Raw genomic sequence first — 16,622 nt, 5'->3', positions numbered from 1 at the left:
TCAGGCGATAGCCAGCAGAGCGACCGTCTCGGCGACGGTGCCAGGCTCCAATTCCTGGACGTCCGCCTCGACATCTTCCTCACTAACATGTTCAAGGATCATCTCGCTGGCGAGCCGGTTGGCTACCATTAGGTCTAGTGCCAACCAGACCGAAACGTCAACCTGATAGTCGAAGCCCTTGAGCGACCAGCTACCAGCTCCAACGCGCCCTGTACCATTGCCATTGTCCGCCAACACATGCTCCGCTCTATTTATAAGAACTCCGTAGCGTGAATAGCGCGCATTTGAGGGATGCCCACGCCTTCGATGCCAGAAGACAGTCTTATCCAAATAGAGCGAACGTCGCCGTGACGTCTTGCTAGGCGCAATCATTCCTGAGGGGCCAAATGCAGGTAGACTGGTTGGGGTCAAACTCGCCAGAGGACGAAGAATTCCGGCTCATGTGGATTGTGCGGCAATTCCCCGATGTAAGCGTACGGCGCGACGGACATCCGCTAACCAGCTAAGCAGCCTCTTGGCTATAAGGATCAAACGACTGCTTCTGGCGCATTGTGCTGTTTCGGAACCGGGTTGACCGACCTGGGGCAGGATCAAAGTCGCAATAAGATTGCAGTGTGGAATCCGGCCTGAAAAGCCGGACCCTTGTTACTGACATTCAATCTCAGGTGATTCTCGATGTGCACTCGATGCGCCAACTGCAGAGTGCATATCCGGCGCGAGGTAAGAAATATTCGCTTTTCGCTTCACCGTCCGTGCGTCTTGTTCGTGCAGGCGGTTGCAGAGCCTCCGACAGCCTGCACGAAAGCGTCGTCTGTCTGGTCGCACCCGAGCACGGGCGCCGGGAGCGCCAGTTCGAGCGGGCTAATCCTCGGAGTCAATGCTCGCCAGACGCGTGCTGCCGCTGGCGAAGCGAGAGCTTGTCGCGCGTCTCGATCATCCAGCGCTCGAGCTCGGTGACCAGCGGCGCGCTCCGCTCCTGGCGCACGGCGAGGCGTTGGGCCGGCGACGGGCCCTCAAATGTGGCGGGCTCTACCAGGTCTACCCTGCGCGTTTCGCAAAAGGCGGACAGGGGTTCCGCTAAGCCCCCGGACAGTTTCCGGGGTGGATTTGACGTTCGGTTCTCGGCTGCGCCGTTCTGGTATTTTGGCTCTCTCATCATCGAACCGAGAGAGCCCATGCTAAGACGGAAGCAAGCGAGATGAACGAGCGTGAGGGATATCCGGACGATCCTGCGCCTGACCATGAACTGGGCCTCCCGGTGGGCGAGATGGCAGAGCGACTGAGGTTCGGCAAGACCTCGGTTTCCACCTATTTACTGCGGGCGCTGGAGGAGGGGCTGACGTGCTGGCCCTGCATGCGGGCTTTGACGACGATGCGATGTTGAAACAGCGTCTGTTGCATCGAATCGGCCGTCGGCCACGCGTTGTCGTCGTCAGGTTCTCGACAGCTTCCCGGTGGCAAATTCAAGCCGTGGTCGGCACTCCCAACCAAGGTGGTGGGAAGGCAGCGCTAACATAGCCGAACGTCGATCAAGTCACGATCGACGATTGCCTCATGCTGCATGCCCCTGCGGAACTGAAAAACGGAGAAGAATATGTGCGATGCAAAACTGAAAACCGTGCTTTCGCTTTTTTCGCAGGTGGCCAGACAGTTAGATGCTCTCTCGTCCAACGGACCAGTGACGGATGCAAATTGCGTTAAGCTAAATACGAACGAGAACCCGTTTCCGTTGCCGAAGAGCGTAATGCAAAGTGCGATTGCTGCGATCGAACACCAGTATCTTTATCCGGAAGACGACAACCTCAGCTTAAGGGAAGCTGCCTCCAACGCTTACGGACTTTCCAAAGATCAGGTGATTGCCGGCAACGGTTCGTCGGAACTTCTCGGACTCATCTACAGAGCGTTCCTCGCCCCAGGAGATAGAGTGGCGATGCTGTCACCCGGATTCTCGTTCAACCGAAAACTTGCCATGCTGCAGGGTGCTGAGTTTCTCGAAATCGCATCGAGCGAAGCTCATTCCTTGCCGATAGAAAAACTGCTGTTCGGCCCCGCAAAAGACGCGAAGTTCATTCTGTTGGCTAATCCGAATAATCCGACCGGAACATTCGTGCCGGTGGCCGAAATCGAACGCCTTGTGGAGCTAGCAGATCGCTTGATCGTCTTGGACGAGGCCTACGTCGACTTTGCACCCGACCATGCCCTGCGCCTCGTCAATAAACATCCGAATCTTTTGATCTTGAGGACTTTTTCGAAGAGCTATGCTGCCGCTGGCGTGCGAGTCGGCTTCGGTTTCGGTCATCCAGAAATCATTGGCAGGCTGCGCAACATCCAGAACGTCTTCAACATGAACGTGATCGGGCAGGCGGTCGGGAAAAGCATCCTTGCGCATCGCCACGCCTACGAAGAAAACCACAAGCACATCAAGCATGAACGACAGCGAGTGACCCTGGCGCTGTTGCAACTTGGCTTTTCCGTAACACCCTCCCACGCAAACTTTTTGCTGGCCCGTGTGCCGGCGGGACAGGAGGGCCCATGCTGGCAAGCAGCGTTGAAAGAGCAGAAGATACTTATCGCCAGCTTTCCTGACAGATATTTGAAGAACTGCATTCGCGTCAGCATTGGCACCAAAGAGCAGATGGATAAATTCCTTGCTGCCGCCAAACACATCTCCGTGAGCTTTAGGAGGAAATCGCGGTGTGCAGAAGCATGAAGGTCTGAATTCGCTTTGCATGGGCGGTGCATAATGTAATACGTGTCGATGTGTTATGAGTGCTAGTGTTCCCACGAGTAGGTTAGATTATGTCTAATTTGGAGAAGAATTAATGAAGAAAATTTTCCCTTCGAGCTTGACCTTCGGCATCTTCGATCATCTGGACGAAAACTGCGATGATATCGCCCAACAATATGCAGATCGGCTGACCCTAGCAGAGGCGTGCGATGGCTATGGCTTTTATGCGTATCATCTCGCAGAGCACCACTGTACGCCGCATGGCAGAGGTCCATCACCGAATTTGTTCTTAGCAAGCGTCGCCCAGCGAACCCGCCGTCTTCGTGTTGGTCCCATGGTAATGCTGCTTGCGCTCTATCATCCGCTGCGTGCGTTCGAGGAGATCTGCATGCTTGATCAATTGAGCGGCGGCAGGCTCGAACTCGGCATAGGGCGCGGCTCTGCCCCGACTGAATTGGGATACTTCGGGGTTGCTGTAGAAGCAGCACCAGGACAGTATGCGGAGGCCAGCGAGATTCTCATGAGTGCGATGAAAGGCGGGACGCTTTCTTATCAGGGCCGCCACTTTGAGTTGAAGGACGTTCCGTTGACGTTGAGACCTCACCAATATCCCCATCCGCCGACATGGATCGCCACCAATCGACCCGAGCCGGCTAGCTGGGCCGCCGCGAATGGGGCAAACATCGCCTGCGTTGGACCTTGCACTTCTGTTCGCAGCGTTACCGACGCATTCCGCGCCGCTCGAATGCACGATGCTGACGTTGGCCACCAAGCGCCATTTCTTGGATTGCTCCGAATGGTGGTGATAGAGCGTTCTGAAACAGATGCGTATTTGCTCGCAGCACCTGCCTATGGACGATGGCTCAAGAGCTTCAAATTTCTATACGAACTTAATGCCATTCCCACCCCACCAAACTTGCCGCTGGACTTCGATGCAGCAATTGAAAGTGAATTGTGCGTCGTGGGAACGGCAGCTTCTGTCCGACAAGCTCTCCTTGATCAGCTGGAAGAGGCAGGTGCTAATTATCTTCTGTGTCAACTGGCATTTGGGGATTTGCCGCTGGATGCGTCGCTATACACCGCATCGACCATTCGATCCGAAATCATGGCTCGAGTTGGCGCATCGTGAAATCCGTTGCGTGATTGGAGGAGGAGCGGCAGCACTGCTCCTCATTCCGAAACGGTTGCGGGGGATTAACGTATATGCCTTGGCATATGAGCAGACTGCGCCGGCGCCGAGCCAGTCTAATCTAAATCCGCATGACCACTGGCCAATTGCGCAACAGCTTGTCACGATCATATTCCCTCAGGTTGCGCGGCTATCCACGCTTCTCGAAGCGTTCGCCAGACATCACGTCTGCGAGCCGGCATTGAGGATCGTCTCGAGGGCTTCTTCAGGCACACGTCGAAGGAGGCGTAGTTGAGATTGTATAGTTCGGGATAAAGCCCACCCAGCGCCATCTTGGTCGTGAGTGCCGGTCTCAAGGACTTGGCCATTTGTCGCTTGGCACTTAATTGTAAGAATGCGCCGGTTTGGTTCAGGATTGGCATTTAATCGTGAGAATCTTGGGCTTCTGATTCTCAAATTAACTGCATTTGAGAAGAGGCTCTCTACCTGCGCGCTCGGGCTATAATGTTCTCGGCGGCGTCGGTGAATCTCACCCAGTTGTCACCTATCATGTGCCCACGCAGCATTCGGAGCATCTCCGGTCCGGCACGCTCGACGATGGCGATTCCCGCCAGCAGAGCGGGCCGCATGTGAAGCGGCAGGATCGGCTTTGCAGGCGTGGGCAGGTTCTCCTGTTGCGCGCCGACGACACGGTCGAGATCGGGGATGATTGCGCCGAGCACCCGGAAGCGCCAAAGGTCGCTCTCGCGTGGTATAGGTCTTGGAATGCGTCGCATCAGGAGAAGCCGGGCAATTTCGGCTGGCGATGTCCAGGTTCCGATACCACGTTCGACTTCATCGTCGAGCAGCTTTTCGTCACGAAGAGCGGCAGTCCGATATTGCCGGAAAGGCGAGTTCGCGACCGCCGGCATCCCGGAGGGGTCTCCGCACAAAGGGCACGTAATGCGCCACCCCAGAAGCTGGCTTCGCAGGATCGGCTCCGGCTCCGTATGCCCCGGGCTGCAGCTGGTGCAGACTTGCGTTGGCCGCGTGGCGATGAACCGACGCGATGGTTGCGCGACATTTGCGAAGGTCATTCGGCGCACTGCGGCCGGCTCGGTGGCGAACATCTTGGCCAGGCGGATCTCCTGATCACTGCTCAGATGGAGATCGGCCGCGCAACGCGGAGGCCTCCGGCAGGCAAGCTGAAGCATGACCAGCGGTGGAACCGAGTAAAAGGCGGCATGCCGGCCGATCCAGGATGACTCGTCCGCGACAGGTGACAACCTCGCTGTCTTTCTGGTCGCCGCGTCGACCAGTTCTCGCTGCGCCATCGCGGTGCGGACGATGGCGCGGGTGTCGACTTCACGGCGGCCTTTCGCCAGCAGGGTGCGTCGGGCGGTCAACGCCTCGTGCAGGGTTATCGAGGGCAGGGTGACGTCGGCATAACGGGCTTCCACAAAGTTCCCTGATGGCCGTCGAACGAAGATGCGCGCTAGGTCGCGCGGATCGTACTTCACAAGCAGGCGGCGGTCAGAACGTCCGACGTCGGCGCTGAGCGCCGCCGACCAGTAGCGCAGGCCGAACAGATGAATCCCGGTCGGCCGCAAGGTGCGCTCCTGCTCAGGCAGGAAGGTCAGCCAGAAGCGGAGCCGATCCTGTGGCAGTCGAAGCGGGATCTCGCCCTCGTGCTCCCGCCAGACCGCAATCGGCGGGCGGCCCAGGGAGCTGTGGATCGACTGATGGTAGGAGCCGACGATATCGAGGGCGATGTAGCGCTCGAGTCCCTCAAAGTCAGCGCTGCGTACCGCTTGGAGTTGTATTCGCCGAGCTCCTGTTCGTTGCTGAATGTTGTCCCGGGCAGCAGGTGCAGCTTTCCCATCTGCGTGCCGATCAGACGCTCGATGTGACCGCCGAAGCGCGGCTCGCCCGGCGGCCGCCATTCGATTGCCATACCGGCATCCACACAACCTCTCTTGAATGCTCGACTTCGGAAGTCGGATCCGTTGTCGACATGTACCGTGGTCGGCAGGCCAGCTACGGGCCACGGCTCCCTGATCTCGCGTTCTCTCAACCATACCGACTTGTCGAAGACGGAATGCAAGAGGCACAGGCTGGTCGACAACCGCGACGGGGCGTCCATGGTGAGATAGAACCCGGTGACCATCCGACTGCAGATGTCCATCGCCAAGGTCAGCCACGGCCGGCCGATCGGCTGCCGGGTCTCCTCGTCAACAACGAATACATCGGCTTTGGTATGGTCGATCTGGACCACCTCGAGGGGGCGGGAGGCACCGAACGCTCCGGGAACGGCCGTTGTCGCCTTCACGATCTTCTGTTCGCCGCGTCGCCTGGCACGCTTCTGGAGGTCTATGTCCTCAAGGCGAGCGACGATCGTTCTGCGATGCGGCGGCTTCAGTCCCGCCGACATGCAGTTCGTCTGCACGTCCCGGACCAGCTGCGAGACCGTCGGTCGGGTCCGCTTCAGGTAGAACGCGTTTATGGTCCTCCGGACGATTTCCTCACGCTTCTCATCCAGTGTGCGGTAACCCTCCGGCCGCCCGCGTTTGCGGTCCACAAGCGACAGGACGGTTCCGCCGGCGCGGAACAGCTTGACCAGGCGGTAAGCTGTAGCTTGGCTAAGGCCGAGCTCGGCCGCTAGCCCGGCAACATTTCCGGCCGTAGTGCGGCCGGAGTGGCGCCTTAGAAAGCCGCGGATCGCATCCGCACGCCGGCACGCTTCATCCCAAAGCGCCTCATCAATTTCGTCGGGAAATGGGTCGCTCATGGAGGCTCACCAGTGAAAAAAACTCCAAGAGCCCTATTCTCACATTAAGTGGTAAGCGCCAAGAGCGATTATCAAATTAACTGCTAATTATCAAATTAGGTGCCGGCCTAAGCATTTGGAATCGTTTGTATGGCATTCTCATAACTAAGTGCCAAGTGACAGGTATCGAACGTTTGTTACCCAACGCAGTCAACAGCCCAAAATAGGCTGCGTATGTTCCCTGCACCGGGCGCATCGGCAACGTGACCCAAGCTGGGATTAAACACGCTGCGAGGGCATGGACCTGGCGAAGAGCCATTGCTGTTATCTGGTCGACACTCGCGCCACCCAGCTTCAGCCTTTTGTTCACGGGATCAGGCACGAGCACGCAATTGTAGGACTCATTCAATCCCCTAACGTCTCTGTCCTCGTTTCGCGTCTTCACCCCGATGAAGTAACGTTTGCCTGACTTTTCAGCAAGAAGGTCGCGAACGGGTGGTTGTGTATGTCGCCGTTCAAATCACGGATTCCTGAAAAACCATTTAGGGCAAGCGCTTCCGCAGCAAGGATTTCTCCGAGCCTACCAAGCTTGGATGTACGGCGAATGCGAGCAATGATGTCTTCCATTTTGTCCCAAAACCGGCAATACAAAGAAGTGCATGCAACGGTACGGATCGGCAATAGGCCCTTCCCAAATGATTGTCGCCCGACCACACAGGATTACGCGACCTCTTCCCGTCTTCCTTGCGCAATGCTCACTTCAGGCGCCTGGGCCAAGGCTTGCCGCGTCTGAGTACTAGGGTGGGCGACAATGGGTTCAATCCGGCCGACTGTCACGCCGATAGCCGTCAAGCGTTCCCGCTGGAAGCCGGTAATTGCCCTCAGCCGCTTGCTGAACATTTCGCTTCAACCAATGTCGATTGTAACGGTTTGCAGCCAATTGCAGCTCCGGTGACTTGGTGCACTGTGTGCACTCCTCCGCTGTTTTTATCAGCGACGTGATGAGGGTAGAGGAGTGGAGCCGATCACATTTGTAAAGCTGGCCATACGCCATCATTTGCTACACGTCACCCTGCGACACGCCTTGCTTGGCATCCTCCATACGGGCGGCGATCCGCTTCCATTTCGTGTCGATAATCTGCACGACCTCGTCGCCGCGCTTGACCAGGATGTCCAGCCGCGTCTGGAACAGGGCACGTCGATCTTCGGTTTCGAGGCAGTAGAGCCGTCCACCTTGGCTGACGACACGGAGATCTGTATCCACCAGCACACGCTTCAACATTCGAGCGACATATTCCTCGAACAGGGTGTTCATCTCGAACAGCAGAGAGAAGCCGTCGCTGCAACCGGCAGAGGTCGTCTGGAACCGCTCACCAAGCAGGAGGCGAGCGAGATTGAGCAACTCGCGCCAGCGGCCATTGGTCCTATCAGGCACAACCTCGTCCCAGCGTAGGACCGACCTAGGCACATCCGCGATATCGGCATAGGCGAATGCCAACTCGCGCAGTCGGCGCTGGTTGTCGGCGGTCCGTGGGATGCGAACGAGCCGGGCAACAGCAGCCTTCATGATCCGGTTGAGGGCAGTATCGGCGGTCAGGGAGTCATAGCGACAAGCCAGCCGCGATGGTTTGGCGGCGAGGATCGTGAACTGCCGCATCACGTCGAGCTGTCCGCGCAGCAAGGGCAGGTCATTGGCGTGTTCGACATAGCGCCGCGGCATACCCTGCCGGACAGAATCGACCAACTTCTCGGAAAACAACCCGATCAATATTTCGAGCAGCGTCTCTCGCTGCCAGTCTAGCGTCGTGACCTGGCCCGCATCGATCTTCAGGTCTAGTGCGACGGCGAGCATGTGGACGAGACGACGGCGGATGCTGCCGGTCATCTCGGCCCCATCCTCGCCTGGAAAGTCGATCTTGGGCAAGATTTCCATCGCACAGCCTTCGGCAGCAATCACGCCGACGACCCCTCTCGCACGAAGCTGCTTGCGTCCATGCTCAAGGACACCGCCGCCGCCCCGGCCTGCGAGCGGCGACGCCGCCGCAATCGCAGCGATACGATCGGCCGCTAGTGTGGGATTTCATCGGCCGCCTCGCCGTAGCGACCCGGCACAGGTTCGAGCGTCAATGCCATTGGTAGAACGAGCTTGTTAGCGGAACGGCGGCGAATATAGCAGACCGCCCGTTGGTCCACAGGCTGTTGTAACCCCGCTCCCAGCCGAGCGGCCTCAGATTGCCGACGGTCTTGATGATGTTGTAGGCCCATGTTGGATTGAGGCCGATTGCGTGCGCCAGCGATGGATCAACGCCGAGGAAGCGCTGTATGGCTGGGTCCGGCGATTCCAGGAAATCGTCGACATTCTTGCTGGTGATGCCATTCCTCGGCCTGGATGGTTGCGTTGACCGTCCAGTTGACGATCTCCAGCCAGCGATCGTCGCCGCCGGCGTCAGCGGCTCCTTCGACAGCCGCTCCGGTAAGATGATGTAATCGTCGGGCTTCTTTAGCTGAGTCCGCTTGCCGACAAGATCGGACGAGTCCTGCGTGATCGCGTCGACGCGACCGGTCTCCAGCGCGTTGATGAACTGGCCGGTGTCCTCGATCGTCACCGGCGTGAACTTCTTGCCGGTCTTGCGGAAGAGATCGGCGAAGTTCAACTCGCCGGTCGTGCCGCTCTGCACGCCGATCGTCGCGCCATCGAGGTCGGCTGCCTTGGTCACGCCGAGGTCCTTGCGAACAAGCCTGCCCTGGCCATCATAGAAAACGGGCGGGCCGAAATGGAAGCCGAGCTGGAAGGCGCGCGTGATCGTCACCCGTCACGCCGGAAAGCAGAATGTCGAACTCACCGGATTGCAGCACCGGCAGGCGTTGCTGCGGCGAGGAGTTGGTGAACTCCACCTTCTCCGGATCGCCAAAAACGGTGATCGCCAGGGCGCGACCATAGTCGGCGAAGAAGCCTTGCCAGCGACCGTTGCTGTCCGGTGAGAAGAAGCCGGGTATCGTGCCCACGCCAACCTTGATCGTGCCACGAGCCTTGATCCTGTCGAGGGTCGGGCCGGCGTAGGTGGATGTCGAGAACAGTCCCACGGCCACCATGAGCGTTGTTGCCAGTGCCGTCCTCCAACCGGCACCGGACCGGGTTGTCATTGTCATGTCAGGCACTCGTGCGATTTTTGTCATCAGCCGCTGGCGGAACTTCCCCCGCTCTGCCCGACTGCCGCAAAGTTAATTCTATAATTTTTGGAGGCTAAGGAATGGCAATCCATTTTTTGGCCGCTGGGAAAGCAGATTGCTCCCAAAAGGGCGCATCGCGGCGAATGCGGTCCAGCCCGTTTCCTGGTGGTTTCTGGGAGCGATGGATGCCCGTCGCGACCGGCAAGAGACCTGCCGGCAAAAAATTGGCCGGGCTCGAATGCGGCCCGGCCAGAAGAAGGTTCACACCTTCATAGAGACACCGTTCAGTGGCTTGGGAGGAGAACGCTGAACGACTTTACCTTTTTGAGCCCATCTCGCAGTCCCAGCGACACATCAAATTCCAAAGAATGGCTCCAATGAAAAAAATTCGTCTTTTAAACTGGGCACCTCAGCCGGGCCGGCTTTCAGGTCCGCGTGATGGCGCCGGGCGACGTCAGGATGTGAACGCACTCGGCGAGCACATTGGTTCCGACATCGCGGAGCAGCGGGTTGTCCGGATCGCTGGCCAGCCCGCGCACTTGCGCCGCCAATTCCAAGCAAGGGGATCGTCGCATCGAGCCTGGCGCTGAAGAAGATCGGCATCGAAATACCTCGACGCCGGTGGGCGGCGATGCACGGTCGCGTGCAAATAGCCGTTCCAGGCAGTTCGACCAATTCGCCGATGTTGACGAGGAGCGTTCCGAGCTATCGGACCCACATCCACCCACCTTCCATCATAGTCGACCTGCAGCCCCTTGTTGTCATCCTGGAGCAATGGCGTCAGGAAACCGTCATCCTTGTGCGCCCCGACACCCTGGTCGCCATCGGTCGCATCGCGGGGGCACTGTGGCCGAGAACCATTCATTGATCTGGGCGCTTGAGGGTTCTGCCGGTGCGCTATCGCTCGTCGGTAGGCCTTCGGGGCTGGCGAGTCTGCCAAGGCGAGCAACGACAGGCGATGCCCGCAGCCATTACGTGACGGCACTTGATATTGCAGCGCAGCAAGCGTAGGGCACCGCGCGCTTATCGGAGTGTTGTCCATGGCCCTTACCAACAGTGGTAGTGAGGCAGAACCCGTCGAACAATCGAGTCATTCTGAGGTCGAACAGCACAGCACCAAGGTTCTGATGCTGGGCGCGCTTGGCGTGGTCTATGGCGACATCGGCACCAGCCCGATCTACGCATTCCGCGAGGCATTGGTGGCATCGTCGGGGGGCGAAGTCGCCAACCGTGGCGACATCCTCGGCGTGCAGTCGCTGATCATCTGGTCGCTGACGATCATCGTCACCATCAAATATATTCGTGCTCAGGGCCGATAATCGCGGCGAGGGCGGGGTGCTGTCGCTGATGGCACTGGCGCGCAACAGTTTCCCGACCCGCTCGGCGGTGATCCTCGGCATCGGCATCGTCGGCGCCTCCCTCTTTTTCGGTGACGCCGTCATCACGCCGGCGATATCGGTGCTGTCGGCGTCGAAGGCATGAAGGTCGTCACGCCGACCTTCCAGCCCTATGTGGTGCCGTTGACGCTCGCCATCCTGGCGATCCTGTTTTCGGCACAGAGGTTTGGAACCGGCGGCGTCGCCCTGATCTTCGGCCCGATCACGGCGGTCTGGTTCCTGGCCATCGGCCTTTCCGGTCTCAACCACATCATCGCCGACCCGGAGATCCTGCTGGCAGTCAGCCCGCATTACACCGTCGCGTTCATGATCAATTCACCAGACGTCGCCTTCGTAACGATCGGCGCCATCTTCCTCGCCGTCACCGGCGCCGAGGCGCTCTATGCCGATCTCGGCCATTTCGGCCGTAAGCCGATCGTGCTCGCCTGGCTGGCAATCGTGTTCCCTTGCCTGTTGCTCAATAATGCCGGGCAGGGCGCATTCGTGCTGGCGAAAAACGGAGTGGTCGGTCGGTGATCTCCGGCGCTTTCTCGCTAACCAGGCAAGCAGTGCAGCTCAACATGCTGCCGCGCCTGGAAATCCTGCATACGTCGGAAAGACAGTCCGGCCAGATCTACATGCCGCGCGTCAACATGCTGCTGGCGCTGGTGGTGATGCTGCTGGTGGTCGGCTTTGGCGAATCCAGCAAGCTTGCCTCGGCGTACGGCATTTCGGTGACCGGCAACATGCTGGTGACGACGGTGCTGCTCTATGTGATCATGAGCCGCATCTGGAAATGGCAGCTCTGGCTGGCCATCTCCCTGACGGTGGTATTCGCGTTTATCGATGTCGGCTTCTTTGCCTCGAACATCGTCAAAGTATTCGAAGGTGGCTGGGCTTCGCTAGCGGTGGCCTTCACCATCGTGCTGGCGATGTGGACCTGGATCCGCGGCAGCCGCTATTTGTTCGAAAAGACGCGCCGGAACGAGATCCCGCTGGATTTCCTTGCAGGCAATCTGTTGAAGAGGAAACCGCAGCTGATGTCCGGTACGGCCGTGTTCCTGACCAGCGATCCCGCCAGCGCGCCGACCGCGTTGATGCACAGCCTGAAGCACTACAAGGTGCTGCATGAACAGAATGTCATCCTCTCGGTGGTGACGGCGCAGCAGCCCGTCGTGCCCGACAGTGACCGCGTCAATATGGAAACGATCAATGAGCTGTTCATGCGGGTGACGCTGACCTTCGGCTACATGGAACAGCCCAACATTCCGCGTGCGCTGGCGATCTGCCGCAAGCAGGGCTGGAAGTTCGACATCATGACGACCTCTTTCTTCCTGTCGCGGCGCTCGCTCAAGGCGTCGCCCAATTCCGGCATGCCGGTGTGGCAGGACAAGCTGTTCATCGGGTTGGCGCGCACGGCAGCCGATGCGACCGAGTATTTCCAGATCCCGACCGGACGCGTCGTCGAGATCGGAACGCAGGTGGCTATCTAGGGCATGCCGCGGTTGAGCAGAATCAATTGGCATTTCCCGAGCCGGTGAATGCCTGACCGGGCAGAGGCCACGATGCTTGCGCCCAACTGGGGTCTGGTTCCAGGCCCGAAGCTTCCGGCCCCAAAGCCGTCCCTTTATGCTTGCGATCATTCCGGTTCCCCATTTCTCCTGGAAGCGACATGCGCCAAGCATGGTAGCCCTTCTCCATCCTTCAACAACTCGGTCGCTGATTTTCCTCCGACGCGTCAGTCTGACCGAGCCGCAACATTTCTTGGCATTTCTGCGATGCATTCCTCGAGACGCTCCAGGCGGAACTTCGCATTTCGAAGTTCATGTCCGGCTTCGAAACGTCGATGGCGCCCCATAGGTGTGGTCGCCATGAGGTCGCGTTCCAGTTCGGCAATGCGCGCACGCACCTGCCGCGCCTCGTCCTGACGCAACGCCTTGATCCATCCACGCCCCCGCATCGGTCTTCCTGCAAGCACTCCTACAAGGAGCCTGGTATCTCACTGGGACCCTAATTTCCGCGCAAGCCGAACCCCTCTAAATTTAACATCCGCCAATTAGGAAGACAAAGAGGCTCTTCGGGAAGACGGCCGGTGGCGCTGCTCTCGTGCTCAAGCCGAAAACCGTCAATTTTACAGATCCGATCAACTGAGTTGTGATCTTCCCATGATAGCCCTGCTTCCCCGTCTCGCGCATAGGCAGTCTCGCCAAGATATATTCGAGATGCTCTACGCCTTACGCCAGGAGGGTCTATCCTACAGCGAGGTCGCCCGACAGGACCGGTATGAGCGTCGCAGCGTAGCGAAGTGGCTCAAGTTCAAGGCCCGCCAGATAGGCGGCGAGCAGCATTGAACCCCACATCACCATCGTGCTTTGAAACGTTCCTTGCCCAATGCTGGAAGGAAGGAACCGCTGCGGACGGCATCTTTTCATGACGTCCAGCAACTCGGCTACACCGGCAGCTTCTCCAATCTGGAGCGACTGCTGGGAGCTTGGCGGCGGGCCGAAAGAGTGCGCGTTGTTGACGGCATCGATGTCTCTGCGCAAAACACGGGCGAATCGCATGATCGGAATAGGCGTCAGCAGGCCTCTTGGCTTTATGCACAGCGCCGCGGCAACAACTGGCGAAATCGCGTGGCCGGTATCCAGATCTCGAACGGGTCCCAAGCTGATCGCTATCGAAGGAACGTCATCGGCGCCATCGAGCTGCCCTGGAGCAATGGACAGGCCGAAGGTCGATCAACCGCCTCAAGACCCTCAAGCGCGCAATGTAGGGCAGGGCAGGCCCCGAGCTGCTGAGACTGCCACCGCGCCACACAAATTGCGGAAGAACCCAACTAATGGCCAGGGGACGGCTGTTCGGCAGTGGGCTTCGTCCCGAGCGAGGACGAGAGTGTCGGGTCTACAACCAAATGTCGGAGGTCGGACACGCAAGGCAGCTTACCACGCAGGCGATTGAAAGCTTTATTCCTTTGGCACGATTAGTGCAACGGATGATCCGCAAACGTTGCACCGATACAATGTGAGGGGAGCGTCATTCAGATTTTTGTGTTGACCGTCCACTCAGTCTTCACCCAGTGGCTGCCGCGCAGGCGCTTGCGGACGCCGGTCAGCCGATAGCTCATCGATCCAGATCAGCGGAGAACAATAAACAGAATGGGAACGAGATCAGCATGAACTCGAATGTGAATCGTTTGGCTCAAGCAACCGCTATGAGCTTGCTCTGGACGGTCACCGCTACGTCGGCGCACGAAGGTATGTGGATGCCGGGCCAGACTGAGGAAGTGGGCGCGGCCATGCGCGCGGATGGGCTCCAGATCGATCCCGCGCAGCTGAGCCGACTGGACGCTGCCCCGCTTAACGCGATCGTATCACTGGGCGGATGCTCCGCCTCCTTCGTCAGCCCGCAAGGATTGGTCGCGACCAATCATCACTGCGTGCTGGAATCCATCCAGTACAACAGCAAGGAGAGTCAAGACTATCTCACCAACGGCTTTCTGGCGAAGAGCCTGGGTGAGGAATTGCCCGCGGTGCCCGGCAGCCGCATCTATGTGATCGAGGATATGCGGGATGTGACCGCCGACATGCTCAAGGGCGTATCGGACAAGCTGAACGGCTTTGCCCGCTATGAGCGGCTCGACACGAACCGCAAGGCGCTGATCGCCGCATGTGAAGAACAGCCCAATCGCCGCTGCGGCGTAGGGTCCTATTATGGCGGCGCCTCCTACTATCTCCAGCAGAAGCTCGAAATTCAGGACGTGCGCCTCGTCTATGCGCCCGGGCTCGGCATAGGTAACTTCGGCGGCGAAACGGACAATTGGATGTGGCCGCGCCACACAGGCGACTTTGGCTTTTATCGCGCCTATGTCGCCCCTGATGGTTCATCCCGGCCTTATGCGCGCGACAACGTGCCCTACCGGCCGAAGAACTGGCTGCGCATCGCCTCTAAAGGCGTGCAAGAAGGCGATTTCGTGATGGTCGCCGGCTTTCCCGGGGCAACCAATCGGTTCCTCACCGCGGATGAAGTCCGGTTCAACTTCGCGCACTACGAACCGCTGTTGCAGCATTTGCTGTCGGATCAAGCGGCCCAGATAAACCAAGCCACGGCAGGCAATCGAGAAGCGCAGATCCGCTACGCCTCCATCCTGCAAGGCGTGGAAAATTACAAGAAGAAGCTGGCGGGCGATCTCGCCGGGGCCAATGCGATCGGGCTCGACGCGCGCAAGGCTATCGAGGAGAAAGCTTATCGCGACTGGGTCGCCGACGATCCCGCGCGGCAGGCGCGCTATGGCGCTGCGATCGGCGAACTGGGCACCATGGTGGCCGAGAATAGCCGGGCCTCGCTCAAGGGGCTGCGCCAGGCGCTGCTGAACCGCGCGCAAATGCTCTCATCCGCGCGCACTCTGTATCGCTGGGCCAAGGAGCACGAGAAGCTCGATGAAGACCGCGAACAAGGCTTTCAGGATCGTGACCGTAACCAGACCGTGGATCAACTGACGCAGATCGAACGCGGTTACCTGCCCGACATCGATCGCAAGCTATTCGAGGCCGCGCTCGATGTATATCGCAGGCTGGACGCAAAGGACCGCGATACTGCGTTCGAAACCGCTCTGGACCAAATCGGCCTTGACCGACTTTATGCAGAAACCAAACTCGCCGACACGGCCACGCGGCTCGGCTGGCTCGACAAGCCGGCTGCTGCCTTCGAGGCGTCGGACGATCCTTTCATCAAGCTGGCGGTCGCGCTCTATCCCGGCGACATAGCTGCGGAGCGCGCGGCGAAGGACCGCGCTGGCCGAGCGCAGGCGGCGCGCGCGACCTATATGCAGGGCCTGCGCGCCTACCGGCAGGCGATCGGCCGGCCGGTGTATCCCGACGCGAATGGATCGCTGCGCATCACCTGGGGCAAGGTGTCGGGACGAACGCGCGACGGGCAGATCTGGACGCCATTCACCACGGCCGAGGGACTTCTGGCCAAGCACACTGGCAAGGGCGAGTTCGATGCGCCGGCCGCCGCCGTCGCCGCGATCCGGGCCAAGGATTATGGCCCCTTTGTCGCGCCGGAGCTGGGCACTTTGCCGGTCGACTTCATGTCCACGGTCGACATTACCAACGGCAATAGCGGCTCGGCAACGCTGAATGGGCGCGGCGAGTTCGTCGGTCTCGCCTTCGATGGCACGCTCGATGGAGTGATCTCCGATTGGGCATATGCCGCAGACCGCAGTCGAACCATCCATGTCGACAGTCGCTTCATGCTTTGGACCATGGACAAGATTGACGGCGCTGGCTGGTTGCTCCAGGAGATGGGAATGCTGCCGGCGTCGCGCTCATGAGCGGGGTAGTCCACGATCCGGCGGATCGGCCGACTGAACCGGCACGTGCTTCGCAACGCCCGCGAAAACAGCTCCGCCGGCCTTTAGAAAAATTCCCTTTCCACACCGAACCGGATTTCACTCCCCGAGAAAAGGGAGAA

At 59.2% G+C, this 16,622-nt stretch carries 12 protein-coding genes and 4 pseudogenes; 7 read left to right on the top strand and 9 right to left on the bottom strand.

The window, feature by feature from the left end; all coding sequences use genetic code 11:
* The gene (locus RPG13_RS32760) at positions 1 to 234 is read right to left on the bottom strand and encodes a hypothetical protein (protein WP_337126952.1); all 234 of its coding nucleotides are present in this window, start codon (positions 232 to 234) and stop codon (positions 1 to 3) included.
* A gap of 643 nt (positions 235 to 877) precedes the next feature.
* On the opposite strand from RPG13_RS32760, the gene RPG13_RS32755 reads away from it, so the two are divergent.
* From RPG13_RS32755 to RPG13_RS32740, 4 genes and pseudogenes are all read left to right on the top strand, one after another.
* A complete protein-coding gene (locus RPG13_RS32755; protein ID WP_337126951.1) occupies positions 878 to 1,081 on the top strand; it encodes a hypothetical protein in 204 nt (67 codons plus the stop codon).
* Between the two features lie 127 nt (positions 1,082 to 1,208).
* A pseudogene (locus RPG13_RS32750) lies at positions 1,209 to 1,422 on the top strand (IS21 family transposase); the annotation flags it as partial.
* Between the two features lie 172 nt (positions 1,423 to 1,594).
* Positions 1,595 to 2,710 (top strand): histidinol-phosphate transaminase, encoded by a 1,116-nt coding sequence (gene hisC / locus RPG13_RS32745; protein WP_337126950.1) that lies wholly within the window; start codon positions 1,595 to 1,597, stop codon positions 2,708 to 2,710.
* A 112-nt stretch (positions 2,711 to 2,822) separates the two neighbouring features.
* On the top strand, positions 2,823 to 3,857 hold the full coding sequence (locus tag RPG13_RS32740) for an LLM class flavin-dependent oxidoreductase (protein ID WP_337126949.1): 1,035 nt from the start codon (positions 2,823 to 2,825) through the stop codon (positions 3,855 to 3,857).
* Between the two features lie 482 nt (positions 3,858 to 4,339).
* Here the strand turns inward: RPG13_RS32740 and RPG13_RS32735 are convergent, their stop codons facing one another.
* The 7 genes and pseudogenes from RPG13_RS32735 to RPG13_RS32710 all read right to left on the bottom strand — a co-directional run.
* Entirely contained in the window at positions 4,340 to 5,446 is a 1,107-nt protein-coding gene (locus tag RPG13_RS32735; protein WP_337126948.1) for a Mu transposase C-terminal domain-containing protein, read from the bottom strand.
* 26 nt (positions 5,447 to 5,472) lie between these two features.
* The gene (locus RPG13_RS32730) at positions 5,473 to 6,624 is read right to left on the bottom strand and encodes a helix-turn-helix domain-containing protein (protein ID WP_337126947.1); all 1,152 of its coding nucleotides are present in this window, start codon (positions 6,622 to 6,624) and stop codon (positions 5,473 to 5,475) included.
* Positions 6,625 to 7,044: 420 nt separating this feature from the next.
* Entirely contained in the window at positions 7,045 to 7,230 is a 186-nt protein-coding gene (locus RPG13_RS32725; RefSeq protein WP_127211416.1) for a hypothetical protein, read from the bottom strand.
* Between the two features lie 433 nt (positions 7,231 to 7,663).
* Complete coding sequence (locus tag RPG13_RS32720; RefSeq protein WP_337126946.1) at positions 7,664 to 8,536, bottom strand: McrC family protein; 873 nt, start codon at positions 8,534 to 8,536, stop codon at positions 7,664 to 7,666.
* 190 nt (positions 8,537 to 8,726) lie between these two features.
* Positions 8,727 to 9,413, bottom strand: coding sequence for an ABC transporter substrate-binding protein (locus RPG13_RS32715; RefSeq protein WP_442921380.1), 687 nt, complete (start codon positions 9,411 to 9,413; stop codon positions 8,727 to 8,729).
* The gene (locus RPG13_RS35060; RefSeq protein WP_442921379.1) at positions 9,355 to 9,780 is read right to left on the bottom strand and encodes a transporter substrate-binding domain-containing protein; all 426 of its coding nucleotides are present in this window, start codon (positions 9,778 to 9,780) and stop codon (positions 9,355 to 9,357) included. Before RPG13_RS35060 ends, RPG13_RS32715 begins: the two co-directional genes overlap by 59 nt.
* A 348-nt stretch (positions 9,781 to 10,128) precedes the next feature.
* Positions 10,129 to 10,612, bottom strand: a pseudogene (locus RPG13_RS32710) (2OG-Fe(II) oxygenase family protein); the annotation flags it as partial.
* 202 nt (positions 10,613 to 10,814) lie between these two features.
* Here RPG13_RS32710 and RPG13_RS32705 point away from each other — a divergent pair.
* A pseudogene (locus tag RPG13_RS32705) lies at positions 10,815 to 12,643 on the top strand (potassium transporter Kup).
* 245 nt (positions 12,644 to 12,888) lie between these two features.
* Here RPG13_RS32705 and RPG13_RS32700 read toward each other — a convergent pair.
* A complete protein-coding gene (locus tag RPG13_RS32700) occupies positions 12,889 to 13,083 on the bottom strand; it encodes a hypothetical protein (RefSeq protein WP_245485627.1) in 195 nt (64 codons plus the stop codon).
* Between the two features lie 250 nt (positions 13,084 to 13,333).
* Here RPG13_RS32700 and RPG13_RS35055 point away from each other — a divergent pair.
* Positions 13,334 to 13,923: pseudogene (locus RPG13_RS35055) on the top strand (ISL3 family transposase); the annotation flags it as partial.
* A 303-nt stretch (positions 13,924 to 14,226) separates the two neighbouring features.
* A complete protein-coding gene (locus RPG13_RS32685) occupies positions 14,227 to 16,482 on the top strand; it encodes a S46 family peptidase (protein ID WP_337126945.1) in 2,256 nt (751 codons plus the stop codon).
* Positions 16,483 to 16,622 lie beyond the last annotated feature (140 nt).

The organism is Mesorhizobium sp. ISC15 (genome assembly GCF_037162615.1).
Taxonomy (GTDB): Bacteria; Pseudomonadota; Alphaproteobacteria; order Rhizobiales; family Rhizobiaceae; genus Mesorhizobium; species Mesorhizobium mediterraneum.
Note: the sequence above shows the minus strand (reverse complement) of the source record. Positions and strands in the feature narration are given on the sequence as shown.